General features: G+C 71.8%; 24 protein-coding genes. 9 read left to right on the plus strand and 15 right to left on the minus strand.

The features are described 5' to 3' along the window. Window positions 1-28 precede the first annotated feature (28 nt). Complete coding sequence (locus AB0L21_RS25100) at window positions 29-991, plus strand: IPT/TIG domain-containing protein (RefSeq protein WP_365786551.1); 963 nt, start codon at window positions 29-31, stop codon at window positions 989-991. Between the two features lie 67 nt (window positions 992-1,058). Here AB0L21_RS25100 and AB0L21_RS25105 read toward each other — a convergent pair whose 3' ends face one another. From AB0L21_RS25105 to AB0L21_RS25115, 3 genes are all read right to left on the minus strand, one after another. Next, on the minus strand, window positions 1,059-2,882 hold the full coding sequence (locus AB0L21_RS25105) for a glycoside hydrolase family 18 chitinase (protein ID WP_365700561.1): 1,824 nt from the start codon (window positions 2,880-2,882) through the stop codon (window positions 1,059-1,061). Window positions 2,883-3,010: 128 nt separating this feature from the next. Further along, on the minus strand, window positions 3,011-3,652 hold the full coding sequence (locus AB0L21_RS25110) for a response regulator transcription factor (protein ID WP_365786489.1): 642 nt from the start codon (window positions 3,650-3,652) through the stop codon (window positions 3,011-3,013). Next, window positions 3,649-4,821 carry a histidine kinase gene (locus AB0L21_RS25115; RefSeq protein ID WP_365786491.1) on the minus strand — a complete coding sequence of 391 codons (1,173 nt, stop codon included), beginning with the start codon at window positions 4,819-4,821 and terminating at the stop codon, window positions 3,649-3,651. The genes AB0L21_RS25110 and AB0L21_RS25115 overlap by 4 nt, the downstream gene beginning before the upstream one ends. 151 nt (window positions 4,822-4,972) lie before the next feature. Here AB0L21_RS25115 and AB0L21_RS25120 point away from each other — a divergent pair, with 151 nt between their 5' ends. Next, complete coding sequence (locus AB0L21_RS25120) at window positions 4,973-5,569, plus strand: hypothetical protein (protein ID WP_365700565.1); 597 nt, start codon at window positions 4,973-4,975, stop codon at window positions 5,567-5,569. Continuing rightward, window positions 5,566-6,069 (plus strand): DinB family protein, encoded by a 504-nt coding sequence (locus tag AB0L21_RS25125; protein ID WP_365700567.1) that lies wholly within the window; start codon window positions 5,566-5,568, stop codon window positions 6,067-6,069. Before AB0L21_RS25120 ends, AB0L21_RS25125 begins: the two co-directional genes overlap by 4 nt. Window positions 6,070-6,079: 10 nt before the next feature. Here AB0L21_RS25125 and AB0L21_RS25130 read toward each other — a convergent pair whose 3' ends face one another. The 3 genes from AB0L21_RS25130 to AB0L21_RS25140 are packed head-to-tail and all read right to left on the minus strand — an operon-like array spanning window position 6,080 to window position 8,209. Further along, window positions 6,080-6,652: a cob(I)yrinic acid a,c-diamide adenosyltransferase gene (locus AB0L21_RS25130; RefSeq protein WP_365700569.1), complete on the minus strand. Its 573-nt coding sequence runs from the start codon at window positions 6,650-6,652 to the stop codon at window positions 6,080-6,082. A 13-nt stretch (window positions 6,653-6,665) separates the two neighbouring features. Next, window positions 6,666-7,415: an ABC transporter permease gene (locus AB0L21_RS25135; RefSeq protein ID WP_365786493.1), complete on the minus strand. Its 750-nt coding sequence runs from the start codon at window positions 7,413-7,415 to the stop codon at window positions 6,666-6,668. A gap of 8 nt (window positions 7,416-7,423) precedes the next feature. Then, window positions 7,424-8,209, minus strand: coding sequence for an ATP-binding cassette domain-containing protein (locus AB0L21_RS25140; RefSeq protein WP_365786495.1), 786 nt, complete (start codon window positions 8,207-8,209; stop codon window positions 7,424-7,426). Window positions 8,210-8,288: 79 nt separating this feature from the next. Here AB0L21_RS25140 and AB0L21_RS25145 point away from each other — a divergent pair, with 79 nt between their 5' ends. Further along, complete coding sequence (locus AB0L21_RS25145) at window positions 8,289-8,930, plus strand: TetR/AcrR family transcriptional regulator (protein WP_365700575.1); 642 nt, start codon at window positions 8,289-8,291, stop codon at window positions 8,928-8,930. 72 nt (window positions 8,931-9,002) lie between these two features. On the opposite strand, the gene AB0L21_RS25150 is transcribed toward AB0L21_RS25145, so the two are convergent. Further along, window positions 9,003-9,317, minus strand: coding sequence for a DUF397 domain-containing protein (locus AB0L21_RS25150; RefSeq protein WP_365786496.1), 315 nt, complete (start codon window positions 9,315-9,317; stop codon window positions 9,003-9,005). Continuing rightward, window positions 9,299-10,141, minus strand: a complete 843-nt coding sequence (locus AB0L21_RS25155; RefSeq protein ID WP_365700579.1) for a helix-turn-helix transcriptional regulator — start codon at window positions 10,139-10,141, stop codon at window positions 9,299-9,301. Before AB0L21_RS25155 ends, AB0L21_RS25150 begins: the two co-directional genes overlap by 19 nt. A 280-nt stretch (window positions 10,142-10,421) precedes the next feature. Between AB0L21_RS25155 and AB0L21_RS25160 the strand changes: the two genes are divergently transcribed. The 3 genes from AB0L21_RS25160 (at window position 10,422) to AB0L21_RS25170 (ending at window position 14,559) form a co-directional block, all read left to right on the plus strand. Further along, the gene (locus tag AB0L21_RS25160; RefSeq protein WP_365700580.1) at window positions 10,422-11,270 is read left to right on the plus strand and encodes a 3-hydroxyacyl-CoA dehydrogenase family protein; all 849 of its coding nucleotides are present in this window, start codon (window positions 10,422-10,424) and stop codon (window positions 11,268-11,270) included. A gap of 158 nt (window positions 11,271-11,428) precedes the next feature. After that, entirely contained in the window at window positions 11,429-11,752 is a 324-nt protein-coding gene (locus tag AB0L21_RS25165) for an STAS domain-containing protein (RefSeq protein WP_365700581.1), read from the plus strand. A 209-nt stretch (window positions 11,753-11,961) separates the two neighbouring features. Next, entirely contained in the window at window positions 11,962-14,559 is a 2,598-nt protein-coding gene (locus tag AB0L21_RS25170; protein ID WP_365786498.1) for an ATP-binding protein, read from the plus strand. 166 nt (window positions 14,560-14,725) lie between these two features. Here AB0L21_RS25170 and nucS read toward each other — a convergent pair whose 3' ends face one another. Next, entirely contained in the window at window positions 14,726-15,397 is a 672-nt protein-coding gene (nucS, locus tag AB0L21_RS25175) for an endonuclease NucS (RefSeq protein WP_365700585.1), read from the minus strand. Between the two features lie 275 nt (window positions 15,398-15,672). Here nucS and AB0L21_RS25180 point away from each other — a divergent pair, with 275 nt between their 5' ends. Beyond that, window positions 15,673-16,065, plus strand: coding sequence for an SCO5389 family protein (locus tag AB0L21_RS25180; RefSeq protein WP_030656147.1), 393 nt, complete (start codon window positions 15,673-15,675; stop codon window positions 16,063-16,065). 118 nt (window positions 16,066-16,183) lie between these two features. On the opposite strand, the gene AB0L21_RS25185 is transcribed toward AB0L21_RS25180, so the two are convergent. Continuing rightward, window positions 16,184-17,212 carry an LLM class flavin-dependent oxidoreductase gene (locus AB0L21_RS25185; RefSeq protein WP_365700587.1) on the minus strand — a complete coding sequence of 343 codons (1,029 nt, stop codon included), beginning with the start codon at window positions 17,210-17,212 and terminating at the stop codon, window positions 16,184-16,186. Window positions 17,213-17,444: 232 nt separating this feature from the next. Between AB0L21_RS25185 and AB0L21_RS25190 the strand changes: the two genes are divergently transcribed. After that, window positions 17,445-17,777: an ATP/GTP-binding protein gene (locus tag AB0L21_RS25190; protein ID WP_365786500.1), complete on the plus strand. Its 333-nt coding sequence runs from the start codon at window positions 17,445-17,447 to the stop codon at window positions 17,775-17,777. 25 nt (window positions 17,778-17,802) lie between these two features. Here the strand turns inward: AB0L21_RS25190 and AB0L21_RS25195 are convergent, their stop codons facing one another. From AB0L21_RS25195 to AB0L21_RS25215, 5 genes are all read right to left on the minus strand, one after another. After that, window positions 17,803-18,687: an ABC transporter permease gene (locus AB0L21_RS25195; RefSeq protein WP_365700591.1), complete on the minus strand. Its 885-nt coding sequence runs from the start codon at window positions 18,685-18,687 to the stop codon at window positions 17,803-17,805. Further along, window positions 18,684-20,081 carry an ATP-binding cassette domain-containing protein gene (locus AB0L21_RS25200; protein ID WP_365786502.1) on the minus strand — a complete coding sequence of 466 codons (1,398 nt, stop codon included), beginning with the start codon at window positions 20,079-20,081 and terminating at the stop codon, window positions 18,684-18,686. The genes AB0L21_RS25195 and AB0L21_RS25200 overlap by 4 nt, the downstream gene beginning before the upstream one ends. Window positions 20,082-20,212: 131 nt before the next feature. After that, window positions 20,213-20,986 (minus strand): ABC transporter permease, encoded by a 774-nt coding sequence (locus tag AB0L21_RS25205; protein WP_365786504.1) that lies wholly within the window; start codon window positions 20,984-20,986, stop codon window positions 20,213-20,215. 3 nt (window positions 20,987-20,989) lie between these two features. After that, window positions 20,990-21,943 (minus strand): ABC transporter ATP-binding protein, encoded by a 954-nt coding sequence (locus AB0L21_RS25210; RefSeq protein WP_365786506.1) that lies wholly within the window; start codon window positions 21,941-21,943, stop codon window positions 20,990-20,992. Between the two features lie 384 nt (window positions 21,944-22,327). After that, window positions 22,328-23,263: a cellulose-binding protein gene (locus AB0L21_RS25215; RefSeq protein ID WP_365700599.1), complete on the minus strand. Its 936-nt coding sequence runs from the start codon at window positions 23,261-23,263 to the stop codon at window positions 22,328-22,330. Between the last annotated feature and the right edge of the window lie 148 nt (window positions 23,264-23,411).

A 23,411-nucleotide genomic window follows, 5' to 3' on the forward strand; every position in this document is an offset into this window, starting at 1 on the left:
TCAGGGTCCGGTGTCGGGTGGTACGGCGGTGACGTTGACGGGTGCGAATTTGTCGGGGGCGACGGGGGTGTCGTTCGGTGGGGTGGCGGCGGCGTCGTTCACGGTTGACAGTGGTACGCAGGTCACGGCGGTGAGTCCGGCTCATGCGGCGGGGTCGGTGGCGGTCACGGTGAGCACGCCCGGTGGTACGAGTAATGCGGTGACGTTCACTTATGTGGCTGTGCCGTCGGTGTCGTCTGTTTCGCCGAGTCAGGGTCCGGTGTCGGGTGGTACGGCGGTGACGTTGACGGGTGCGAATTTGTCGGGGGCGACGGGGGTGTCGTTCGGTGGGGTGGCGGCGGCGTCCTTCACCGTCAACAGCGGTACGCAGATCACGGCGGTCAGTCCGGCCCACGTGGCCGGGGCCGCGGCGGTCACGGTCACCACCCCCAGTGGCACCAGCAACTCCAACGATCCCAACGCGTTCTTCTACTACGCCGCCCAGCCGTCGCTGACCGCCCTCGCCCCTGCCTCCGGGCCCACGGCGGGCGGCACCACGGTCACCGTCACCGGCAACGACCTCCTCGGTACGACGGCGGTGTCGTTCGGCGGGACGCCGGCGGCCTCGTTCACCGTCAACTCCGCCACCCACATCACCGCGGTGACGCCCAGTCACGCGCCCGGCACCACGGACGTCACGGTGACCACACCCGGCGGCGTCAGCGGCCCCCTCGGCTACGTCTTCCTCGACGCCCCGGTGCTGACGTCCCTCTCGCCCAATCAGGGACCGGCGGGTTCCGCCACGGTCGTCACGCTGACCGGCACCGGCCTGGCGACCACCACCAGTGTCCGGTTCGGCACCACGACCGCGTCCTTCACCGTGGTTTCCCCGACGCAGATCACCGCCGTCGCTCCCGTGGGCTCCGCCGGGCCGCTCGCCGTCACGGTGACCACACCCGCGGGTACGAGCAACGGCCTGACGTACACACGGGTGCCCGCGCCCGGCATCTGACCCGCCGGGCGCGGAGCCGGAGAGGCAGGCAGGACACGGCCTGCCTGCCTCTCCGGTGGGCGGGGCGTCAGCCCAGACCGCCGCTGATGGCGCTCACCAGCTCACCGTCGCTGGTGTCGCCGCTGAACTCCCAGAAGAAGGCGCCGCCGAGGCCCTGGCCGTTGGCCCAGGCCATCTTCGACTTGATGGTGGCGGGGGTGTCGTACGACCACCAGTTGCTGCCGCAGTGCGCGTACGCGGTGCCGGCGACGGTGCCGGTGGCCGGGCAGGACGTCTTGAGGACCTTGTAGTCCTCGATGCCCTGCTCGTAGGTGCCGGTCGCCGGGCCGGTGGCCGTGCCGCCCGGGGCGTCCTGGGTGACGCCGGTCCAGCCGCGGCCGTAGAAGCCGATGCCGATGAGCAGCTTCTTCGCGGGCACGCCGATCGCCTTGAACTTGGCCATCGCGTCGGCGGTGGTGAAGCCCGCCTTCGGGATGCCGTCGTACGAGGTGAGCGGGGAGTGCGGGGCGGTCGGCCCCTTGGCGTCCCAGGCGCCGAAGAAGTCGTACGTCATCACGTTGTACCAGTCGACGTACTGGGCGGCGCCCGCGTAGTCCGCGGCCTCGATCTTGCCGCCGGCCGAGCCGTCGGCGGTGGTGGCCGCGGTGACGAGGTTGTTCGAGCCGAACTTGGCGCGCAGCGCGGACATCAGGTTCTTGAAGGCCGCGGCCCCGCTGGTGTCACAGGACAGACCGCAGGCGTTGGGGTACTCCCAGTCGATGTCGATGCCGTCGAAGACGTCGGCCCAGCGCGGGTCCTCGACCAGGTCGTAGCAGGACTGGGCGAAGGCGGCCGGGTTCTTCGCGGCCTCGCCGAAGCCGCCGGACCAGGTCCAGCCGCCGAAGGACCACAGCACCTTGATGTTCGGGTACTTGGCCTTCAGCTGGCGCAGCTGGTTGAAGTTGCCGCGCAGCGGCTGGTCCCAGGTGTCGGCGACGCCGCTGACCGACTGGTCGGCGGTGAAGGCCTTGTCGTAGTCGGCGTAGGAGTCGCCGATCGCGCACTTGCCGCCGGTGACGTTGCCGAAGGCGTAGTTGATGTGCGTGATCTTGGCCGCGGAGCCGGACGTCACCAGGTTCTTGACGTTGTAGTTGCGGCCGTAGATGCCCCACTCGGTGAAGTAGCCGAGCTTGACCTTGTCGCCGGTGGGCGGGGGAGTGGTGCCGCCGCCGGTGGTGTGCACCTTGACCGCGCCGCTGACCGGGCCGGTCTGGTCGGCGGTGTCGCGGGCCCGCACGGTGTAGGAGTAGTCGGTGCCGGCGGTCAGGCCGGTGTCGGTGTACGACGTGGTGGTGACCGTGGCGACCTTGGTGCCGTCGCGCAGGACGTCGTAGTTCTTGATGCCCTTGTCGTCGGTGGCCGCGCTCCAGGAGAGCTTCACCGAGGTGTCGGTGACGGAGGAGGCGGTCGGGGTGCCGGGGGCGGAGGGGGCCGCGTCGCCGGGGACGGTCGTACCATCGCAACTGTCGCCGTTGAGCTTGCAGTTGGACGGGGAGCCGGAGCCCGCGCCGTTGAAGCCGAAGGAGACGGAGGCGCCCGGGGCGAGGGTGCCGTTGTAGGACTTGTTCTTCGCGGTCCAGTGGGTGCCGGAGCTGGTGACGTCCGCGTCCCAGGCGGAGGTGACGGACGTGCCGGAGGGGAAGTCCCATTCGACGGTCCAGGAACTGATGCTGCTGGTACCGGTGTTCTTGATGGTCCACTGACCACCGAAGCCGGTGCCCCAGTCGCTCGTCTTGGTGAAACTGGCCGTCGCGTTCGCCGCCGCCTGGGCGGGGCTCGCGAGTCCGACCAGGCCGGCCAGGGGGAGCAACAGGGTCGCGAACCCTGCCGCGGCTCTGTGTCTGAAGCGCATGCTGCGCCTCCCTCGTCGTCGGGGGTGTCAGGGGCATGACTGAGCCTTCACGCCCACGGTGCTGCGAGGGTAGAAAGGTCTGGACCACCCGTCAATAGGTCTGGACCATTCCTGGGCGGCGGGGTGCGCTAGACCCCCAACTCCCGGGCGAGAACCGCCGCTTGCACCCGGCTGCGCAGCTCCAGCTTGGCCAGCACCCGGCTGACGTGCGTCTTCACCGTGCCCTCCGCCATGTCCAGCCGGGCCGCGATCTCCGCGTTCGACAGGCCCTCTCCGATACAGCCCAGCACCTCCCGCTCCCGCCGGGTGAGACCGTCCAGCACGGCCGGGTCGGCCTCCGCCTCCCGCGCCGGAGCCGCGGCGAACTCCGCGATCAGCCGCCGGGTCACGGCCGGCGCGACGATCCCCTCCCCGCGCGCCACCGTCCGCACCGCTTCCAGCAGTTCCCGCGCCTCGGTGTTCTTCAGCAGGAACCCGGCCGCACCCGCCCGCAGCGCACCGAACACATACTCGTCGAGGTCGAACGTGGTCAGCACGAGCACGTCCGCGAGCCGCTCGGCGACGATCCGCCGGGTCGCGGACACCCCGTCGAGGCGGGGCATCTGCACGTCCATCAGGACGAGATCCGGCCGTAGGCTCCGGGCCAGCCCGACCGCCTGCTCGCCGTCCGCCGCCTCACCGACCACCTCGATGTCCGGCGCGCTGCGCAGGATCAGGACCAGCCCGGCGCGGACGGCGGACTGGTCCTCGGCGACCAGGACACGGATCATGCGGGGTCTCCTTCGGTGAGCGGAAGCGTGGCGCGTACGGCCCACAGGGCGCCTCGCGGTCCGGCCTCGAACGTGCCGCCGAGCAGCGCGGCCCGCTCCCGCATCCCGGTGAGGCCGGAACCGGAGCCGGGTGCGCGCGGGCCGTCGCCCGGCCGGTACGGGCTGGTCACCCGGATGTCCAGCCTCCCGTCCCGCTGCCGCAGCGAGACCCGGACGCGCCCCTTCGCCGCGTGCTTCAGGGCGTTGGTCAGCGACTCCTGCACGATCCGGTACGCGGCCAGTTCCACGGGCGCCGGCACCTTGCCGTGGCCGGCGTCGAGCGTGACGTCCAGACCGCCCGCCCGAGCCCGCTCGACCAGGGCGCCGAGCCCGTCCAGCGTGGGGGACGCGGCGGGCTCCCGGTCCCCGGCGCTGTCCCGCAGGAGGCCGATCAGCCGGCGCATCTCGGCCAGCCCCTCCACGCTGTTCTCCCGGATGACGGCCAGCGCGTCCCAGGAGGTCTTCGGGTCGTCGAGGGAGAGCGCCGCCGTGGAGTGGATGGCGATGGCCGACAGATGGTTGGCGACCATGTCGTGCAACTCCCGCGCCATCCGGGCCCGTTCGGCGGTGACCGCCTGGACGCGGTCCATCTCGGCCAGCAGCGCGGTCTGTTCCGCGCGCAGCCGGGCCGCCTCGGCGGCGTCCCGGTGGTTGCGCACCAGGGCGCCGGTGGCGGCCGGGGCCAGCGCCACCACCCCGACACCCACACCGATCAGCAGGCCCTGCGGATCCCGCCACAGCGCCGCCGGGACGATCCCGCCGACGACCGTCAGCATCCCGGTGATCCACGGGATGCGGCGGGCGGAGGCCGGGGTGCCGTACAGGACGGCCGCGTACACCAGGTCGGTGTACAGCACGACCGTGACGATGCTGCCGAGGGTCACCGTGTCCACGGTCAGCGCGGCCGTGCCGATCAGCAGGCCGGCGCGCGGCCGGATCCGGCGCAGCGGCTCGCACGCGGAGGTCACCGCCAGCGGCACCAGCGGCGCCCACGGCGCGTGCCACAGCACCAGGCTGTCGGACGCCAGACGGGGATGGATCCCCAGTGCCCACAGCAGCACCCCGCCGAGCAGCCCGCCCACGGCGATGCGCAGGTCGTCGCGGTGCGGGCGGGGGAGCGGGAGGGGCATGCCCCCATCCAACACGGCTCGGGGGCGGGCCGCCTGCTTCCGGGGGAGGGTCCCCGAGTGCGACTTTCGCTTACGGCGGTCTCCTCTGCGCCGACGACGAAACCGGCGGTCCGGCCCGGGAGCCTGGAAGGGTGGACGAGGGGAGCGAACCGTGATCGTCGGACTGATCATCGCCTGCGAGGTGGCGTTCTGGGTACTGCTGGCGGCCGGGCTGGCCTTCCGGTACGTGTTCCGGATGCCGCGCACCGGCCTGGCCCTGTTGCTGTGCGAGCCGCTCCTGGAGACCGTGCTCTTCGCCGTCACCGCGATCGACCTGAAGAACGGCGCCGAACCGGACTGGCGGCACGGCCTCGCCGCGGTCTACATCGGCTTCACGGCCGGCCTCGGCCACTCCACCATCAGGTGGGCGGACGCCCGGGTGGCCCACCGCTTCGCCGGCGGCCCGCCCCCGGTGAGGCCGCCGAAGTACGGCACGGCCCGCGCCGTCCACGAGTGGAAGGTCGCGGCCCGCTGGATCCTGGCCTCGGCCGTCGCCCTCGCCCTGCTCCAGGGCGCGGTCTGGTACGTCGGCGATTCCGGGGACACCGGCCCGCTGCGGGCCTGGCAGCAGCGCATGCTGTGGGTGATCGGCGTCAACGTGGTCGTCGCCGCGAGCTACACGCTCTTCCCGAAGCGGAAGCGGGAGGGCGGGGCTGCCGAAAAGTCTGTCGACACCGAGGCGGGCGCCGGGACATCATCGCCGCGATGACACGCACCGACACGCCTCCCGCCTGGGACGAACGCACCCAGCTGACCACCTTCCTCTCCTACGTCCGCGCCACCGCGCGGGCCAAGTGCGAGGGACTCTCCGACGAGGACGCCGTGAAGGCGATCCTCCCCGGCTCGCCGCTGATGACCCTGAGCGGGCTGCTCAGCCATCTGCGCTGGGTCGAGTACTACTGGTTCCGCGTCGTCTTCCTGGGGGAGCCGGACGAGGGCCCCTGGACCGACGAGGACCCCGACCGCGAGATGCGGATCGCCGTCGACATCCCGCTGTCCCGGCTGCTCGACGAGTACGCCGAGGAGGCCGCCCGGCACGACGAACTGGTCGCCGCGCACGACCTGGACACCAAGGCGCGGACGAAGCGGAAGGACGGCAGCGCGGTGGACCTGCGCTGGATCCTGCTCCACCTCATCGAGGAGACGGCCCGCCACAACGGCCACATCGACATCCTGCGCGAGCTGATCGACGGCCGGACCGGCGACTAGACCGGCGGGCCTAGCGCTCCCCGCCCGGCACCCACAGCACGTCGCCGGTCTCCCGGTTGGCGCTGCGGGCCAGGATGAACAGCAGGTCGGAGAGGCGGTTCAGGTAGGTGGCGGTGAGCGGGTTCATCGTCTCGCCGTGCACCTCCAGGGCCGCCCAGGTGGAGCGCTCGGCGCGGCGTACGACCGTGCACGCCTGGTGCAGCAGGGCGGCGCCCGGGGTGCCGCCCGGCAGGATGAAGGAGCGCAGCTTCTCCAGCCGTTCGTTGAAGCGGTCGCAGTCCGCCTCCAGCCGGTCGATGTAGAACTGCTCCACCCTCAGCGGCGGGAACTCCGGGTTCTCCACCACCGGCGTGGACAGGTCCGCGCCTACGTCGAACAGGTCGTTCTGGACGCGGGTGAGGACCGCGACGATCTCCTCGTCCAGGCCGCCCAGCGCGACGGCGGTGCCGATCACCGCGTTGGCCTCGTTGGCGTCCGCGTAGGCGGAGATCCTCAGGTCCGTCTTGGGCACCCGGCTCATGTCGCCGAGGCTGGTGGTGCCCCGGTCGCCGGTCCTCGTGTAGATGCGCGTCAGGTTGACCATGTGGCCAGCGTAGTTACGCCCCGGCCGTCCGGAACACCCGTGTGCCCGCCGTCACGGCCAGGACGGCGAAGCCGACGGCGACCAGGACGCCGTAGAGCATGTGCGCGCTCGTGTACTCGCCGACGTACGCGTCCCGGACGGCGTCCACCAGATAGCGGAACGGGACGAAGTGCGACAGCAGGTCCAGCCAGGCGGGCGCGAGGGTCATCGGGAGCATCAGGCCGGACAGCAGCATCGACGGCATCGACACCATGTTGATCAGCGGGCCGAACTCCTGCGGGGTGCGGACCTTCATGCCGAGCGCGTACGACAGCGAAGCGAGCGAGAGCGTGAGCAGGGCGACGAACGCGAAGCCGATCAGAACGCCGGCCAGTGGCGCGCGCAGGCCCATCACCAGCGCGGCCAGCACCAGCAGCACCGCCTGGAATACGAACACCGTGGCGTCCCGCAGCACCCTGCCGAGCAGCAGGGCGAGCCGGCTGACCGGCGTCACCCGCATCCGCTCCACCACCCCCTGTCCCTTCTCGACGATGACCGTGAACCCGGCGAACAGGGCGCCGAACAGGCCGAGCTGGAGCAGCAGGCCGGGGACCAGCACCTGCCAGGAGCTGCCCTGTCCGCCCAGGGGCAGACCGGTGAGCAGCGGGCCGAAGAAGAGCAGGTACAGCAGGGGCGTCAGCACGCCGAAGAGCAGGGCGAAGCGGGAGCGCAGGGACTGACGGAGATAGCGGCCGTAGACGAGGGCCGTGTCGTGGAGAAGCATGTCCGGTCCTAAACGGCTAGCGGGGCGGTGTCGGCCGGGGAGGGCCCGCGGCCGGTGACGGCGAGGAAGGTGTCCTGGAGGGTGGCGTCGAGCGAGCCGCCGTGGCGGAGCTTGAGCGCGCTCGGGGTGCCCTCGGCGGCGACCGTGCCCCGGTCGATGATGACCAGACGGTCGGCGAGGGCGTCGGCCTCGTCCAGGTAGTGGGTGGTCAGGAAGACGGTCGTACCGTGCGTGTCGCGCAGCCGGCGGACCAGGTCCCACAGGTCGGCGCGGCTTCCGGGGTCCAGGCCGGTCGTCGGCTCGTCCAGGAAGAGCACCTTCGGGCGGTGGGTGAGCGCCATCGCGATGTCCAGGCGGCGCCGCTGACCGCCGGAGAGCGCGCCGGTCTTCCGGTCCAGGAGGTCGGTGAGGTCCAGGTCCGCGGCCAGTTCCCCGGCGCGGGCGACCGCCTCCGCCTTCGGCAGGCGGTACATCCGGCCCTGGGTGACCAGTTCCTCCCGCACGGTGATCTGCGGATCGACCCCGCCGGACTGGGCGACGTAGCCGCTCACCCGGCGCACCCCCGCCGGATCGGTCGCGAGGTCGTGGCCGGCGACGGTGGCCGCGCCGCCGGTCGGCTTCAGCAGGGTGGTGAGCATCCGCAGGGTGGTGCTCTTGCCCGCGCCGTTGGGGCCGAGGAAGCCGAGGATCTCGCCCTCGCGGACGGTGAGGTCGATGCCGCGGACGGCGTCGACGGGGCCGGCTTTCGTCTGGAAGGTGCGGGCCAGGCCCGCCGTGCTGATGACTGCTGCCATGCCCTCAGAAAAACAGAGTCCCTGAAATTTTGCAATGACCCCAAGTTTTCAGCGCACCCAGCGAAGTTAGGATGCGGGCATGGCAGAGGGGCTCAGGGAGCGGAAGAAACGGCAGACCCGGCAGTACATCTCGGATGTCGCCACGGGGCTGTTCCTGGAGCGCGGCTTCGAGGCGGTGACCGTCGCGGAGATCGCCGAGGCCGCCAACGTCTCCGTCAACACGGTCTACAACTACTTCCCCGCCAAGGAAGACCTCTTCTTCGACCGCTCCGCCGGCGTGGCCGAGCGGCTCGCCCGCTGGGTCCGGGGCCGGGACGCCGGGGAGTCCGCCGCGCGCGCCGTCCTGCGCGAACTGCGCGGCGAGGTCGAGGCCGTCTCACCCCGGGTCGGCCTGATGGAGGGATACGACCGCTTCGTGCGCGTCATCCACGAGGCCCCGCCGCTGCGCTCCCGGCTGTGGAGTCTCCAGCAGGAGATCCACGACTCCCTGGAGGCGGCTCTGCGCGAGGAGACCGGCGCCACCGCCGACGACCCCCTGCCGGACCTGATGGCCGGTCAGATCTGCTGGATCCACCAGTCCGTCTTCGCCACCATCGGCCGCGCGATGCTCGCGGGGCGCAGACCGGCCGAGGTGTCACGAGAGGTACTGGTCCTGCTGGACGACATCGAGGACCTGCTGAGCGAGAAGGTCCTCGGCTACGCCGTCCGGGGCGAGCCCTAGGCCCTGTCGTCAAACTCCCGTCTGCCGCGCGGCCCGCCCTCCGGGCGGACGACGGGAGTTTGACGACAGGACCTAGCGGAGCGCCCCCGTCCGCACGGCGGCGACGAACGACGACCAGGGCCCGGCCGCGAAGAGGAGGGCGGGACCGTCGGGGGCCTTGCTGTCGCGGACGGGCACGGCGGGCGAGAGGCTGTCGGAGACTTCAAGGCAGGCGCCGCCGTCGGGGTTGCTGTAGCTGCTCTTGCGCCAGGTCACGCCGGTCATGGCGCCGGCAGGCACGCGGGCGGCGAGGTAGAGGTCGTCGGAGACTTCGAGGCACTCGCCGCCGTCGGGGTTGCTGTAGCTGCTCTTGCGCCACGTCACGCCGGTCATGTCGATGGCTCGCACGGCACTTCCTCCAACATCCGCAGGATGAACTTGCGCGACTGGTCAGGGGTCAGCGCTTGGTCGCGCATCGCATCGTACGCACGTTGCAGCCGCTCAACTGCGGCATTTTCCTCAACCAGTTCGCCATGGTACGCGTTTTCCAGGTACGCCACGGGGGTGCCGCTCGTCAGTCGCAGGAACATGACGTCGGTGCTCACGAGGCCGTGCGGGCCCGAACTGTCCGGCAGTACCTGGAGGGTGATGTTCCGGTGCTCCGACACGTCCAGGAGGTGGTCCAACTGCTCCCTCCACGCCCTGGCGTCGGGCAAGCCCGTGCGCAGCACTGACTCGGCCATGATGGCGCGGAACGGTGGGGCGCCCTCTCCCTCCAGTACCATCCGTCGCCCGGCACGCGCGGTGACCTGCTGTTCCAGCTCTTTGCCCTCGTAGCCGCCAAGGACGAGCAGCTCACGGGCGTATGCCTCCGTCTGGAGCAGACCGTGCACGGTGCTCACTCCGAAGTGCCAGAGGCTCACCGCCTCCGCCTCCAGCGTCATGTACCGCCGGTACTGCTCCTTGAACTGTGTCGGGTCGGCCACGGCCATCTCCCACATGGCCAGCAGCAGTCCGGGCGTGCCGTAGTACTTGTCCAGCGCCTCGGCCACCTCGGGGCCGCCGAGTGTCTCCCCGCTCTCCAGCTTCCTGAAGAGCGAGGGGTCCCAGCCGACCGTCCTGGCCAGTTCCCGCAGGCTCAGCCCCCTGGAGGTGCGGAGCAGGCGAAGTTCCTCCGCGTAACGCCGGCGGGGCTCCTGACTGCGTCCGGTGATCGCCCTGCGCATCGGCATGGGGCACCCCCTTCCTGATCACGGTGTGACGCTCTGAACGCAGAGCGTATCGGCGTGCACGCGACCGCGGTGCCGGAAGGAGTGGTGCCGTACCGGTACGGGTTGACGCCCACTCACCGGCCGCCCGGCTCGTGGAGTCGCCTCCTCCGCCCCGTACCCCTGCCGGTGTGATCTCCGTCAAATGGGACGTGACGCGCGTTACTTACCGGTCACACAGCGGCGCCGGAGCGCTATGGTCCGCCGAGAGGCAGACCTTTCACCGCGTTCATAGGGAGTCGGAGTGGCACGGAAGCTCGCCGTCATCGGGGCCGGTCTCATGGGTTCCGGCATCGCCCAGGTCGCCGCGCAGGCGGGCTGGGACGTCGTCCTGCGTGACGTCACCGAGGAGGCGCTGAAGCGCGGCACCGACGGTATCAAGGCCTCGTACGACAAGTTCGTCGGCAAGGGGAAGCTGGCGGCAGGGGACGCCGAGGCCGCCCTCGCGCGCATCACCCCGACCACCGACCTGGACGCCGCCGCCGACGCCGACGTCGTGGTGGAGGCCGTCTTCGAGAAGCTGGAGGTCAAGCACGAGATCTTCCGCGCGCTCGACAAGCTCGTGCGTGAGGACACCGTGCTCGCCTCCAACACCTCCGCCATCCCGATCACCAAGATCGCGGCGGCGACCGAGCGCCCCGAACGGGTCGTCGGCGTGCACTTCTTCTCGCCGGTGCCGATGATGCAGCTCGTCGAGCTGGTCCGCGGCTACAAGACCAGCGACGAAGCCCTCGCCACCGCCCGGGAGTTCGCCGAGTCCGTCGGCAAGACCTGCATCGTCGTCAACCGGGACGTCGCCGGCTTCGTCACCACCCGGCTCATCTCGGCCCTCGTGGTCGAGGCGACCAAGCTCTACGAGTCCGGCGTCGCCACGGCCGAGGACATCGACCTCGCCTGCAAGCTGGGCTTCGGCCACGCCATGGGCCCGCTCGCCACCGCCGACCTCACCGGCGTGGACATCCTGCTGCACGCCACGAGCAACATCTACACCGAGTCCCAGGACGAGAAGTTCGCCCCGCCGGAGCTGATGCGCCGGATGGTGGATGCCGGTGACATCGGCCGCAAGAGCGGGCAGGGCTTTTACAAGTACTGAGTCAACCCGATCACGCACAACCACCCCGGGCGATTCACTCCCCGGGGTGAATTCGGTATCGGTTCGCTTACAAGCAGCAACCGCACCGCCACCCGAACAGTCAGACGTTGCACAGCACCGTCACCGAGTACGCCAACCGCACTCAACGGGGAGCGCATATGTACATCAGGGGCGACCACGCCGAGCTGGTCGTCGGGGGCCGCCTCGACGTCCGCAGCGCGGCGGACGCCCGTACGGCCCTGCACTCGGCCGTCGACACCGGAGTCGGCGACCTGGTGCTCGACCTGTCCGAACTGGACTCCTGGGACGCCACCGGACTCGGGGTGATCATGGGTGCCCACCGGCGGGCCGGCCGCTGCGGGCGCCGTCTGGTGCTGCGGGACGTCCCTCCGCAGATGCAGCGTCTGCTGGTGGCGACGCGGCTGCACCGCATCCTCGCCATCGAGGGCGGCATCGGGGTGGAGTCGCTGCCCCGGGTGTGAGGCACGCAATCCTCACAAGACCGTGACGTCTCGGACCGCACGGCACCCCGCCCTGTCGGAGACACTGGGCGAAGGTTTAGGGTGCGGTCGCCCGCCGCCTCGCAACCCTCGACCGAGCGGGCCCGGACCAGAAGCGACAGCGCGGTGTGCGACAAGGCCGGGAGGGGCCGCAAACACGGGCACACGACGCTTTTGGGGGGCTTGAACCCATGGACCCGATCGAGCCGATCGACCCGATCAACCCGGGCTCCGAAGAGCACGGCCAGGCGAACAGCCGCCGCCCGCCCCGGGACTCCCTCACCTCCGACTTCGCCGCGGGCCCGGCCGTGCCCGCCCGCATGGCCCAGCTCGTCACCGGCGACCTGCAACTCACCGTCAATCCGGTCGACGGCAGCGAGATAGAGCCCTGCCCGCCGGCCGAACTCCCCGGCAGGCCCCGCAAGCGCACCGCCGCCGAGCGCGCCGAAACGCAACGCGCCGCCCTGCCGCCCGTACCGCCCGGCCCCGCCCAGCCCGCCCCCTCCCTGCTGGAACGCCAGGACGAACGCGAACGCCTGGTCCGCCTCCTGGCCCGGGGCCGCTCGGTCCGGCTCACCGGCCCGGCCGGCTCCGGCCGCACCGCCCTGCTCGACCTGGTCGCCGAGGACTGCCTGGACCTCGCCCCCGACGGCGTGGTCCGCCTCAGCGGCTTCCACCGCACGGCCGGCGACCTCCTGCACGACCTGTTCCACGCCGTCTACGACGCCCCCCGTCACCGCCCCGACCGGGACGAACTCCTCGCCTGCGTCCAGGAGATCGGCGCGGTCGTCGTCCTGGACGACCTGGAGTTCGGCGGCACCGCACTGGACGAACTGCTCGACGCCACCCCCGAGTGCGCGTTCCTGTTCGCCGCCACCCCCGACGTGCCCGCCCCCTCCGCCGGGTCGGAGGTCGAGGAGGTCTTCCTCGGCGGCCTCGACCGCGCCGCCGGCGTGGAGATCCTGGAGCGGACCGTCGGCCGGGTGCTCACCGAGGAGGAGGCCAACTGGGCCGGCGACCTCTGGTTCGAGTCCGAGGGGCTGCCCCTGCGGTTCGTCCAGGCCGGCGCCCTGCTCCGGCAGCGCGACCAACTGCGGGCCGCCACCGGCGCGGTCGACGAGCACGGCGTCTTCGAGGACGTGCGCCGGCCCGCCGACCAGCCCGTGGACCTGGAGGACGAGGTCCCGCTGCCCTCCCTCGGCGAGGCCGCGGGCCCCGCCCCGCTGCTCGCCTCCCGGCTCAGCGCCTCCGCCCGCGCCACCCTCCGCTTCGCCGTCGCCCTCGGCGGCGAGATCCCCCACCAGGCGCACCTGCCCGCGCTGGTCGGCGACACCCACGCGGACGCCGCCCTCGGCGAGCTGGCGAGCTGCGGCCTGGTCTCCCCGGCCGGCCCCCGCTACCGCCTCGCGGCCGGCGTGCAGACCCAGCTGGAGGCCGCCGGGTACGCCGACGACGCCCCCGGCCACGCCGACACCGCAGCCCAGCACTACGCCTGGTGGGCCGGCCACCCCTCCGTCACCCCCGAGCGGGTGTGCGCGGAAGCGGACGCGGTCCTGGCCGCGCTCGCCGCCGTCGTACCGCGGACGGTCCCGCCCGTCGAGGGCGAGGAGAGCAGCGCCGTACGCCTGGCCCGCACGGCCGCGCCCGCATTCGCCGCCGGACTCCACTGGAGCGCCTGGGAACGGGCCCTGCGGTCCGGCGCGGAAGCCTCCCGGCTGTCCGGTGAGGTGACCGAACAAGCCTATTTCCACCACGAGCTGGGCATCCTCGCACTCTGCACCGGCCAACTCGACCGGGCCCGCGCCGAACTGGAGGCGTCCAGCGGGCTCCGCGGCGCCCTCGCCGACAAGCGGGGCACGGTCGCCGGCCGCCGCGCCCTGGCCCTGCTCGCCGACCGCGCGGGCGAGGCGCCCGGACTCCCGCCGGCGCCGCCCGCCGGGCAGGAGCCGGCGGAGGTACGGCAGGAGGAGCGGACGCCGGCGCCGTACGACACCGCCGTCACCCAGCGGATCTCCGCGCCCCAGCCGCGGGGCGGCATCCGGCGCCTGGCCCGGCGCAACCTGGTGGCGGCCGGCTCCGGCGCGCTGCTCGCCGCCGTGCTCGGTACGGTCGTCACGCTCGGCATGACCTCCTCCGACGACGCGGGCCGCAACCCGGCCGGCAAGGTCGACGCCAACCCGTCCGCCGGCCAGGACATCGGCGACGGAGGTCTCGGCACGGGGCCGACGGACACCGGCGACACCGGCTCGGCCAGCAGCCGGCCCACGTCACCGGGGCCCGACGGCACGTACGGCACGGCGGACGACCCGGCACCGCCCGCCGCCCCGTCCCGCCCCTCGGAGAGCGTCAAGCCCTCCGGTTCCCACTCCTCTTCCGGCTCACCGTCCACGTCACCGAAGCCGGGAGGGTCGAGCGGCAGTACGACAGGCGGCACGACCGGTGGGTCGACCGGTGGGACGACGGGCAGTACGACCGGCGGCTCCACGGGCGGTTCGACGACCGGCGGCACGACGAGCGGCGGCACGGGCGGTTCGACGACCGGTGGTACGCCCACCGGTGGGAGCGGAACCGGAGGCTCGACCGGCACGACGGGCGGCACCACCGGGGGCACCGGCGGCACCACGGACGGCACGACGAGCGGCGGCTCGACGGACGGCACCACCGGGGGCACCACGGGCGGCGACACCGGCGGCACGACGACAGGCGGCACGGACGGCTCCGCCGGGGGGACGTCGAGCAGCGCATCGGCGTCCGAAACGGCACCGGGGACGACCGGCACGGTGATGTGACGACGCAACCTTCCGGCACCGTCGTAGCGGGCAGCACGCTTTCCCGCCGCGACGGTGCCTAGGGCCTGTCTGACAATGCGCGTCGTCGCCCGGCAGACGTGAATTGCCAGACAGGACCTAGGGGTGCGCGGCAGCAGAACGGGGCTGGAACAGGCGGAGCCCGTCGCTAGAACAGGCGGAGCTTGTCGTCCTCGATGCCGCGTAGGGCGTCGTAGTCCAGGATGTGGCAGTTGATGCCGCGGTCGGTGGCGAGGACGCGGGCCTGGGGCTTGATCTCCTGGGCGGCGAAGATGCCGCGGACCGGGGCCAGGTGCGGGTCGCGGTTCAACAGGTCGAGGTAGCGCGTCAGTTGTTCCACGCCGTCGATCTCGCCCCGGCGCTTGATCTCGACCGCCACTGTCCGGCCGTCGGCGTCCCGGCACAGGATGTCCACGGGCCCGATCGCCGTCATGTACTCGCGGCGGATGAGGGTGTATCCGTCGCCCAGCGTCTCGATGCGGTCGGCGAGCAGTTCCTGGAGGTGTGCTTCCACGCCGTCCTTGATCAGACCCGGGTCCACACCGAGTTCGTGCGAGGAGTCGTGGAGGATCTCCTCCATCGTGATGATCAGTTTCTCGCCCGCCTTGTTGACGACGGTCCACACGCCCTCGTCCTCGCCCGTGCCCTCCTTCAGCGTGCAGGGCGGCGACATCCAGTTGAGCGGCTTGTAGGCCCGGTCGTCGGCGTGGACGGAGACGCTGCCGTCCGCCTTGACCAGGATCAGTCGCGGGGCCGAGGGCAGGTGGGCGGTGAGCCGGCCGGCGTAGTCGACCGAGCATCGGGCAATGACGAGACGCATGGTCGGCAACGCTACTCGACGCCCGCCGGTGCTCGCGATCCGTCCGCCCAGCTCCCAGTGGATCGCCCCATTTGTCCCTTGAAACTCTTGTTCATCCCTGGCCGATTGTGGGCGTAACGGGATCGGTTCATATACGCGTTCTGCTGGTGTGGTCACCTACCGTTGCCTACCGTAGGAACGGGAGGTCGCGGCCCCTGTACTGAGCGTGTTCGAAATCGCGAACTCCCCTATCTGTCCGGCAACCCCTGCTCTTCGGGGGTGCGAGAGGAGAACCCATGTCGCTCGACGTCTCACCGGCCCTACTCGAACAGGCCGAGCGAGGCGAGGTCGACGAAGCAGCATTCGTCGACTGCGTCCGGACCTCCCTGCCCTACGCATGGGAGATGATCAGCTCCCTGGTGGCCCAGCTGAAGGTGGACGGCGGACCCTTCGCCGACAACCAGACGCCCCCGCCGGACGAGCAGGCACGCGGTCAGCTGCTGCGTGCGCTCGCGAGTGACGCGATACGCGGCGCGTTGCAGCGGCACTTCGGTGTGCGGCTGGCCTTCCAGAACTGCCACCGCGTGGCGGTGTTCCCGCTGGACGCCTCGGTGGACGAGACGTTGGCCCGCTTCACGTCGGTGCGCAGCCAGTTGCTGAACCAGTCGCCGGAACTCCGGGACTGCTGACGCGCGGATCCGGTACGGCCGAGACGGACAGCCACCGGCTTGCCGCTCCACCCGCGGGGGAGGTGCATTGAGGACCGGGGCGGCAAGCCCCCCAGGCGGCTTGCGCGTGGGAGGCCGGTCAGGGCAGCTGGGGCAGCACCTCGGCGCCCAGACGCCGTAGGTTCTCCTCCGTGGCCGCGAGGTCGCCCGAGCCCTCCACCAGGAGGGCGAAGCGGGAGATGCCGGTGCGCTCCGACGTCGCCGCGAGCCGGTCGGCGGCGAGCCGCGGGGTGCCCACCGGATGCAGCCCGCAGAGCAGTTCGGTGTAGGCGTACGGGTCGCGCATCGCGCGCGCCCGTCCGTCCACCGTCACATGGGCGTCCAGACCCTGCCGCAGCCAGCCGGGCATCGCCTTCAGCAGCGTCTCCACCGCGTCCGTGCGCCGGTCGGCGAGCTGGCAGACCCCGGCGGAGACATGGGCGGCGCCCGCGATCTCCTCGGCCGGCCGGCCCGCCGCGCGGGCGCAGCGCCGCCAGAGGGCGACCATCTCGGCCTTCTCCTCGTCGCCGACGTGCATGCCGAGCAGCATGGGCAGCCCGCGCTCGGCGGCCAGCCGTACGCTCGCCGGTGAGGTGCAGGCGAGGACGACCTCGGGGCCCGGGGCGTCCGTCAGGGCCTCCGACGGGCGGGGGACGACCGGCACCTCGCGGAAGGAGAACCGCTCTCCGGAGGCCGCCACGGACGGCTCGCTCAGCCAGCGCAGCAGCAGATCGAGCGACTCCGGGAACCCGTGTTCGTACGCCTCCAGTCCCGTGCCGAACACCTCCAGGTCCACCCAGGGGCCGCCGCGCCCGATGCCCAGCGTGAACCGCCCGCCACTGGTCAGATGCAGCAGCGCGGCCTGCTCGCCCAGGGCGACCGGGTGGGCCGTGGGCAGTACGCTGACGGCCGTGCCGACCCGGACGCGACGGGTGCGGCCGAGCAGCAGCGCGGCCAGGGTGACCGCGGACGGGCATGTGCCGTAGGGCACGAAGTGGTGCTCGGCGAGCCAGACCGCGTCCAGCCCGGACTGCTCGGCGACCTCCGCCGAGCGGACCGCCCGGTGCAGGGCCTCCCCCGGGCCCTGGCCCGGGAACTGGGCCGCCAGCACAAAACTTCCTACGTGCATCGCATTTCCTGCTTCCTTGGCTCCGACCGGAGCTCCCCCACCCGGCATAACCGTCTGACACGTGCCCAGGACACGGCCGGGCCGAAGAGATTTGCGGATTGTCTGCAGAATGGCTGGCCGTGGAGGGGGACTTGTACGGGTTGGTTCCGTACGCGTACCCGACGCGTACCCGTCTCCGTGACGCGTAGGCTGGATGGAGCCGTGCTTCCTGTATAGCCCCGAGAGGTGTCCCGTGTCCCCGCGTCGCAACCGACCCAAGGCAGCCGGATCGTCGGGCCGGAGCGCCGAGGACGACCGCGCCGGCCGGTACGGCGGCTGGCAGTCCACGGAGAGCTGGCAGGGCGAGGAGTGGAGTGTGCGCCATGTCGCCGGGGCCGGCGCGGAGGGCAAGACCTACCGTTGCCCGGGCTGCGACCAGCTGATCCCCTCCGGTGTCCCGCACGTGGTGGCCTGGCCGGAGTACGCGGGCGTCGACGATCGCCGCCACTGGCACAAGGCCTGCTGGAACGCGAAGGACCGCCGCACCACGCGGGTGCAGCGGTCCCGTAACGCGCCGAGGTTCTGAGCCGTACGGCTACAGGTCCCGGCTCTTACACGTCCCGGCTCTGGAGCAGCGCGTACGCGCCCGCGTACACCGCCGCCGTCAGGCCGGTCATGATCCACAGCGGGTCCCAGCCGGACGGGCCGGACTCGGTCAGGGAGTTGGCGTAGAAGACGCTCAGCTGGTTCGGGATCGAGTACTCGAAGAGCCACTCGCGCAGCTTGTCCAGCGACTCCGTCACCATGAACAGCGCGAGCACCAGCGGCGCGAGGAGCACGCCGATCATGATGGTGATGGCGCCCGCCGAGTGCCGGATGACCGAGCCGATGAGCAGCGAGAGCAGGCCGAGCAGCGCGATGTAGAGGCTGATGCCGACGGTGGCCTTGAACCAGTCACCGCCGGTCGGGGTGCGGGCGCCGGTGTTCTCCAGCATGGACGCCTGGACCATGGCCACGAAGCCGGAGGTGGCCAGCGTGACGACGAAGGCGACGGCGAAGAACACGATCGACTTGGCGGCGAGCACCCGGGCCCGGCTGGGGCACGCGGTCATCGTCGTCCGGATCATGCCGGTGCCGTACTCCGACGCCGTGGTCAGCACGCCGAGCGTGATGATGCAGATGCTGCCGAGGAGCAGGCCGAAGAAGCCGAACGACAGCGGGTTCTCGCCGCGCAGGCTCTCGGACTCGGAGTTGGCCTCGACCAGCGCGCCCGCCAGCAGGCCGATGCCGAGGACGAGCAGCACGAACACGCCGAGCGTCCACATCGTGGAGCGCACCGACCTGATCTTCGTCCACTCGGAGGCCAGCGCGTGCCCGATGTGGGTGCGCACGACCGGGATGGGCGAGGTGTAGCCGGGGTACGGGCCGCCGGGCGCCGCCTGCCAATGGGGCGCGGCGGCCGGGGCCTGCGGCATCGGGGGCTGGTGGGTGCTCATCGGGCGTCCTCGGGCTGGGTCGGGTCGGCGGGGGCGGAGGCGGGAGCGGGGGCCGGGGGAGCCGCCGCGGGCGCCTGCTGCGGGGCGGGCGGAGCGGCGGGGGCCTGCGGGGCGGCGGCCGGAGTCGCCTTGGCCAGGGCGGGCGGCGGGCCCTGCGGCGCCGAGCCGGCGGAGGGGGCCTGCGCGGCCGGCTGGGCAGGCGCCGCCGGCTGCCCCGGGGCGCTCGGCTGGGCGTACGGGTTGGCCCCTGCCGCCGCTCCCGCCGCCCCGCCGGGCGCCGAACCCGGTGCCGTGCCCGGAGCGCCGTAGCCGGCCGCCGGGGCGCCACCGTACGGGCTCGCGGGAGGCATCGCGAAGGGCTGGCCGCCCTGCTGGGGCGGCGGCGGGGCGTACCAGCCGGGCTGGCCCTGGCCCGGTACCGGCATGGGCGGCTGCGCGCCGGGCGGCAGCGGCTGCTGGAGGCCCGCCTTCTGGTCGATGGTCGAGCGGTAGTCCACGGCGCCCTGCGTCATCCGCATGTACGCCTCCTCCAGCGAGGCCTGGTGCGGGGACAGCTCCCACAGCCGGACACCCGACTCGTGCGCGAGGTCGCTGATCCGGGGCAGCGGCAGTCCGGTGACCCGGAGCGCGCCGTCCTGCTCGGGGAGCACGTGCCCGCCCGCCTCGGTGAGCGCGGAGGTCAGCTTCTCGCGCAGCTGCGGCTCGGTGTCGGGCGTGCGGACGCGCGCGAAGTCGGCCGAGTTGGCCGAGATGAAGTCCTTCACGCTCATGTCGGCGAGCAGCTGTCCGCGCCCGATGACGATGAGGTGGTCGGCGGTCAGCGCCATCTCGCTCATCAGGTGGGAGGAGACGAAGACCGTACGGCCCTCGGCGGCGAGGGCCTTCATCAGGTTGCGGACCCAGAGGATGCCCTCGGGGTCGAGGCCGTTGACCGGCTCGTCGAAGAGCAGCACCTGCGGGTCGCCGAGCAGCGCGGCGGCGATGCCGAGGCGCTGGCCCATGCCGAGCGAGAAGCCCTTGGAGCGCTTTTTGGCCACGTCCTGGAGGCCGACGACGCCGAGCACCTCGTCCACCCGCCGGGCCGGGATGCCGGACAGCTGGGCGAGGCTCAGCAGGTGGTTGCGGGCGCTCCGGCCGCCGTGCACGGCCTTGGCGTCGAGCAGCGCGCCGACCTGCCGGGGGGCGTTGGGCAGCTTGCGGTACGGGTAGCCGCCGATGGTGACCGACCCGGAGGTGGGGTTGTCCAGCCCGAGGATCATCCGCATCGTCGTGGACTTGCCCGAGCCGTTCGGCCCGAGGAAGCCGGTCACGGCTCCTGGCCGCACCTGGAAGGAAAGGTTGTACACGGCGGTCTTGTCGCCGTAGCGCTTGGTCAGGCCGACAGCCTCGATCATGCTCCGCACCCATCGAAAGGTTCAGGACAGCGGGGCACACGCCCCCGTAAGGGTTAGGAGGATATCGAGGCGCTGACGGTTCCGCCCAAAAGAAAGTAAAGCCAGAGCACTACATTGCGTGACGACCGTGCCTACTGGGCGTCCCGGCGCTTGAGGAGGACGTAGCCGCCGGCCAGCGCGGCGATCACCCACAAGGCCATGATCCCGAGCCCGGCCCAGGGGCCGTAGGGCGTGTCGTCGGCCATGCGCGGCACCACCCGCATGATCCGGCTGCCGGCCTGGTCGGGCAGGAAGCGGCCGATCTTCTTCGTGGCGTCGACGTTGCCGAGGATGTTCGAGATCAGGAAGAAGAACGGCATCAGGATGCCGAGGGACAGCATCGGCGAGCGCAGCATCGCGGCGACGCCCATGGAGAACACCGCGATCAGGGTCATGTACAGCCCGCCGCCGAAGACCGCGCGCAGCACGCCCGGGTCGCCGATGGCGGCCCGGTGGGAGCCGAGCATGGCCTGGCCGAGGGAGAACGCGGCGAAGCTCGTCACCATGCCGACGGCGAGGGCGAGCGCGGCGGCCACCGCGACCTTGCCGAACAGGAAGGTGCCCCGCCGGGGTACGGCCGCGAGCGAGACCCGGATCATGCCGGTGCTGTACTCGGTGGAGACGACGAGCACCCCGAACACGATCATCGCGAGCTGGCCGAGGGTCATGCCCGCGAAGCTGACGACCGTCGGATCGAAGGAGACCCGCTCCCGCGCGGGCATGTTCGCGAACTGCCGGTTCGACAGCGCGGAGATCAGCGTCCCGAGGCCGACGGTGACCACCACGGCCAGCGACAGTGTCCACACCGTGGACGCCACCGACCGGATCTTGGTCCACTCGGACCGGATGACCTGTACGGCCGCCATGTGTCAGGCCCCCTTCCAGCCGGCGCCCCAGTCCTGCGGGGCGGAATGCGGACCGGCCTGCGCGTGGTACTCCACCGCCTGTGCCGTCAGCTGCATGAACGCCTCCTCCAGCGATGCCTGCCGCGGGCTCAGCTCGTGCAGCACGAGCCCGTACCGCGCGGCCAGCTCACCGATCTGCTCCGCCTTGCCGCCCTCCACCTCCAGCGCCCCGCCGCCCGCCTCCACGACGGTGATCCCGGCCTGGTGCAGCACGTCGAGCAGCCGCTCGCGCTGCGGGGAGCGGATCCGCACGTACGACCGCGAGTTCGTCCGGATGAAGTCGGCCATGGAGGTGTCCGCGAGCAGCCGCCCCTGCCCGATGACCACCAGATGATCGGCCGTCAGCGCCATCTCGCTCATCAGATGGCTCGACACGAACACCGTCCGGCCCTGCGCGGCCAGTGACTTCATCAGGTTCCGGATCCAGTGGATGCCCTCCGGGTCGAGGCCGTTGACCGGCTCGTCGAACATCAGGATCCGCGGGTCCCCGAGCAGCGCGGCGGCGATCCCGAGCCGCTGCCCCATGCCGTACGAGAACCCCTTGGCCTTCTTCCGGGCCACGGCGGTCAGCCCGACGGTCTCCAGGACCTCCGCCACCCGGCGCTCCGGGATGCCGTTGCTCTGCGCGAGACACAGCAGGTGGTTCCAGGCGCTCCGGCCGCCGTGCACGGCCTTGGCGTCCAGCAGCGCGCCGATGTACGTCAGCGGGTCCTTCAGCCGGTCGTAGTGCGTGCCGTCGATCCGGACATCGCCGGCGGTGGGGCGGTCGAGGCCGAGGATCATCCGCATGGTCGTGGACTTCCCGGCGCCGTTCGGCCCGAGAAACCCCGTCACGATGCCCGGCCGGACGGTGAAGGTGAGGTCATCGACCGCCACCTTCTCGCCGTACCGCTTGGTCAGCCCGTCCAGCTCGATCATGCGGCCACGCTAAGACGGGCTCGGGGCGGCTGCCACTCGAGCGGGCGCGGATGCCCCCTCTGACCTCCGCCGGCCACATCGCCCGGAGCCGGCCGTCGCGCGTCCGGGCCGAGGGCGTGGGACCGTGGGCCCGCACGGCTCGACCGTGGTCCGGATGCGCGGCGACGCGCTGGCCGCCTACGACGCCCACGACGGCGACCGCCGCTGGACGCTGCGGGCGCCGGTGCGCGAGTCGGTGTGCGGGATGAGCGAGGGCGTCGCCGCCGGCGTCGGCCCGGGGTCACCTCCGGCAGCGGCAGGCCCTGGCAACGGCGAAGGGGCGGCGGGACCCGGTCCCACCGCCCCTCAGGCGCCGTACGACTACCCGGACTACGACTACCGGACCTACCGGGACTGCTGCGCCGGAACGCCCCGGGAGATCGGCTCGTCGTCGGTCGACGTGCCGGCCGCGGCCACCGCGGCGCCGGTCAGCGTGGCGAGCATCTCGCGGACGTTCGTCAGCTGGGCGTTGATGCTGTCGCGGCGGTTGGTGAGCGCCGCGAGCTCGCGCTCGGATTCCGAACGGATCCGGTCGGCCTTGGCGTTGGCGTCGGCCACGATGTCCTCGGCCTGGCGCTGGGCGGTCTCCACCGTCTGGCGGGCGCGGCGCTCGGCGTCGGTGCGCAGCTTCTCGGCCTCCAGGCGCAGCTGCTCGGCGCGGTGCTCGATCTCGGCGAGACGCTTCTCGGCCTTGGCCTGACGCGAGGCCAGGTCGCGCTCGGACTGCTCGCGGCGCTTGGCCAGGTTCGTCTCGAAGTCGGCGGCGGCCTGCGCGGCCTTGGCGCGGGTCTCCTCGAAGAGGGCGTCCGCCTCCTCGCGCTTGGACTGCGCGTCCTTCTGGGCCTCGGCGCGCAGCTGGGCCGCGTCGGACTTGGCCTTCTCGACGATCCGGACGCCCTCGTCCTCGGCCTTGGCCTTGCGCTCGGCCGCGTACGACTCGGCGTCGTTGCGGACCTGCTGGGCCGCCGACTCGGCGAGGTCGCGGTGCTGCTCGGCCGCGCGCCGGGCCTCCTCACGCAGCTCCTTGGCCTCTTCCTCGGCCAGGCGCAGGATCTTCTCGACCCGCGCGCCGAGACCCGCGTACGACGGCTCGGCGTCCGTGATCTGGGCCTGGGCGTTCTGCGTTTCGAGGTGCAGCTCCTCGATGCGCTTCTCCAGGGCGGTGATGCGGGCGAGAGCGCTGTCACGGTCGGAGACGAGCTTGGAGATACGTTCGTCCACCTGAGCGCGGTCGTATCCACGCCGCACAAGCTCGAAGCCGTAGGGGGAAGTGTCGCTCATGGGGTTCCTGTCGAATGAGACCGGTGAGTGAGGTGATAAGGGGAATCCTAGGGGCCGAAGCGGTGTGTCATCGAGCAGATACGGTTTTGATCTGGAGAATGGCACCCCTTTTGGGTGGCTGACCGGCGGACGGCTTGCCAAGGAGTCG

The organism is Streptomyces sp. NPDC052721, from assembly GCF_040678315.1.
Classification (GTDB): domain Bacteria; phylum Actinomycetota; class Actinomycetes; order Streptomycetales; family Streptomycetaceae; genus Streptomyces.

Coding starts and splice junctions, on each gene's coding strand:
- AB0L21_RS25200 (WP_365786502.1), bottom strand. CDS start 20,081: ATGATCGAGGCTGTCGGCCTGACCAAGCGCTACGGCGACAAGACCGCC.
- AB0L21_RS25170 (WP_365786498.1), top strand. CDS start 11,962: ATGGACCCGATCGAGCCGATCGACCCGATCAACCCGGGCTCCGAAGAG.
- AB0L21_RS25210 (WP_365786506.1), bottom strand. CDS start 21,943: ATGATCGAGCTGGACGGGCTGACCAAGCGGTACGGCGAGAAGGTGGCG.
- AB0L21_RS25195 (WP_365700591.1), bottom strand. CDS start 18,687: ATGAGCACCCACCAGCCCCCGATGCCGCAGGCCCCGGCCGCCGCGCCC.
- AB0L21_RS25165 (WP_365700581.1), top strand. CDS start 11,429: ATGTACATCAGGGGCGACCACGCCGAGCTGGTCGTCGGGGGCCGCCTC.
- AB0L21_RS25125 (WP_365700567.1), top strand. CDS start 5,566: ATGACACGCACCGACACGCCTCCCGCCTGGGACGAACGCACCCAGCTG.
- AB0L21_RS25105 (WP_365700561.1), bottom strand. CDS start 2,882: ATGCGCTTCAGACACAGAGCCGCGGCAGGGTTCGCGACCCTGTTGCTC.
- AB0L21_RS25110 (WP_365786489.1), bottom strand. CDS start 3,652: ATGATCCGTGTCCTGGTCGCCGAGGACCAGTCCGCCGTCCGCGCCGGG.
- nucS (WP_365700585.1), bottom strand. CDS start 15,397: ATGCGTCTCGTCATTGCCCGATGCTCGGTCGACTACGCCGGCCGGCTC.
- AB0L21_RS25135 (WP_365786493.1), bottom strand. CDS start 7,415: ATGCTTCTCCACGACACGGCCCTCGTCTACGGCCGCTATCTCCGTCAG.
- AB0L21_RS25180 (WP_030656147.1), top strand. CDS start 15,673: ATGTCGCTCGACGTCTCACCGGCCCTACTCGAACAGGCCGAGCGAGGC.
- AB0L21_RS25115 (WP_365786491.1), bottom strand. CDS start 4,821: ATGCCCCTCCCGCTCCCCCGCCCGCACCGCGACGACCTGCGCATCGCC.
- AB0L21_RS25205 (WP_365786504.1), bottom strand. CDS start 20,986: ATGGCGGCCGTACAGGTCATCCGGTCCGAGTGGACCAAGATCCGGTCG.
- AB0L21_RS25185 (WP_365700587.1), bottom strand. CDS start 17,212: ATGCACGTAGGAAGTTTTGTGCTGGCGGCCCAGTTCCCGGGCCAGGGC.
- AB0L21_RS25155 (WP_365700579.1), bottom strand. CDS start 10,141: ATGCCGATGCGCAGGGCGATCACCGGACGCAGTCAGGAGCCCCGCCGG.
- AB0L21_RS25140 (WP_365786495.1), bottom strand. CDS start 8,209: ATGGCAGCAGTCATCAGCACGGCGGGCCTGGCCCGCACCTTCCAGACG.
- AB0L21_RS25130 (WP_365700569.1), bottom strand. CDS start 6,652: ATGGTCAACCTGACGCGCATCTACACGAGGACCGGCGACCGGGGCACC.
- AB0L21_RS25145 (WP_365700575.1), top strand. CDS start 8,289: ATGGCAGAGGGGCTCAGGGAGCGGAAGAAACGGCAGACCCGGCAGTAC.
- AB0L21_RS25215 (WP_365700599.1), bottom strand. CDS start 23,263: ATGAGCGACACTTCCCCCTACGGCTTCGAGCTTGTGCGGCGTGGATAC.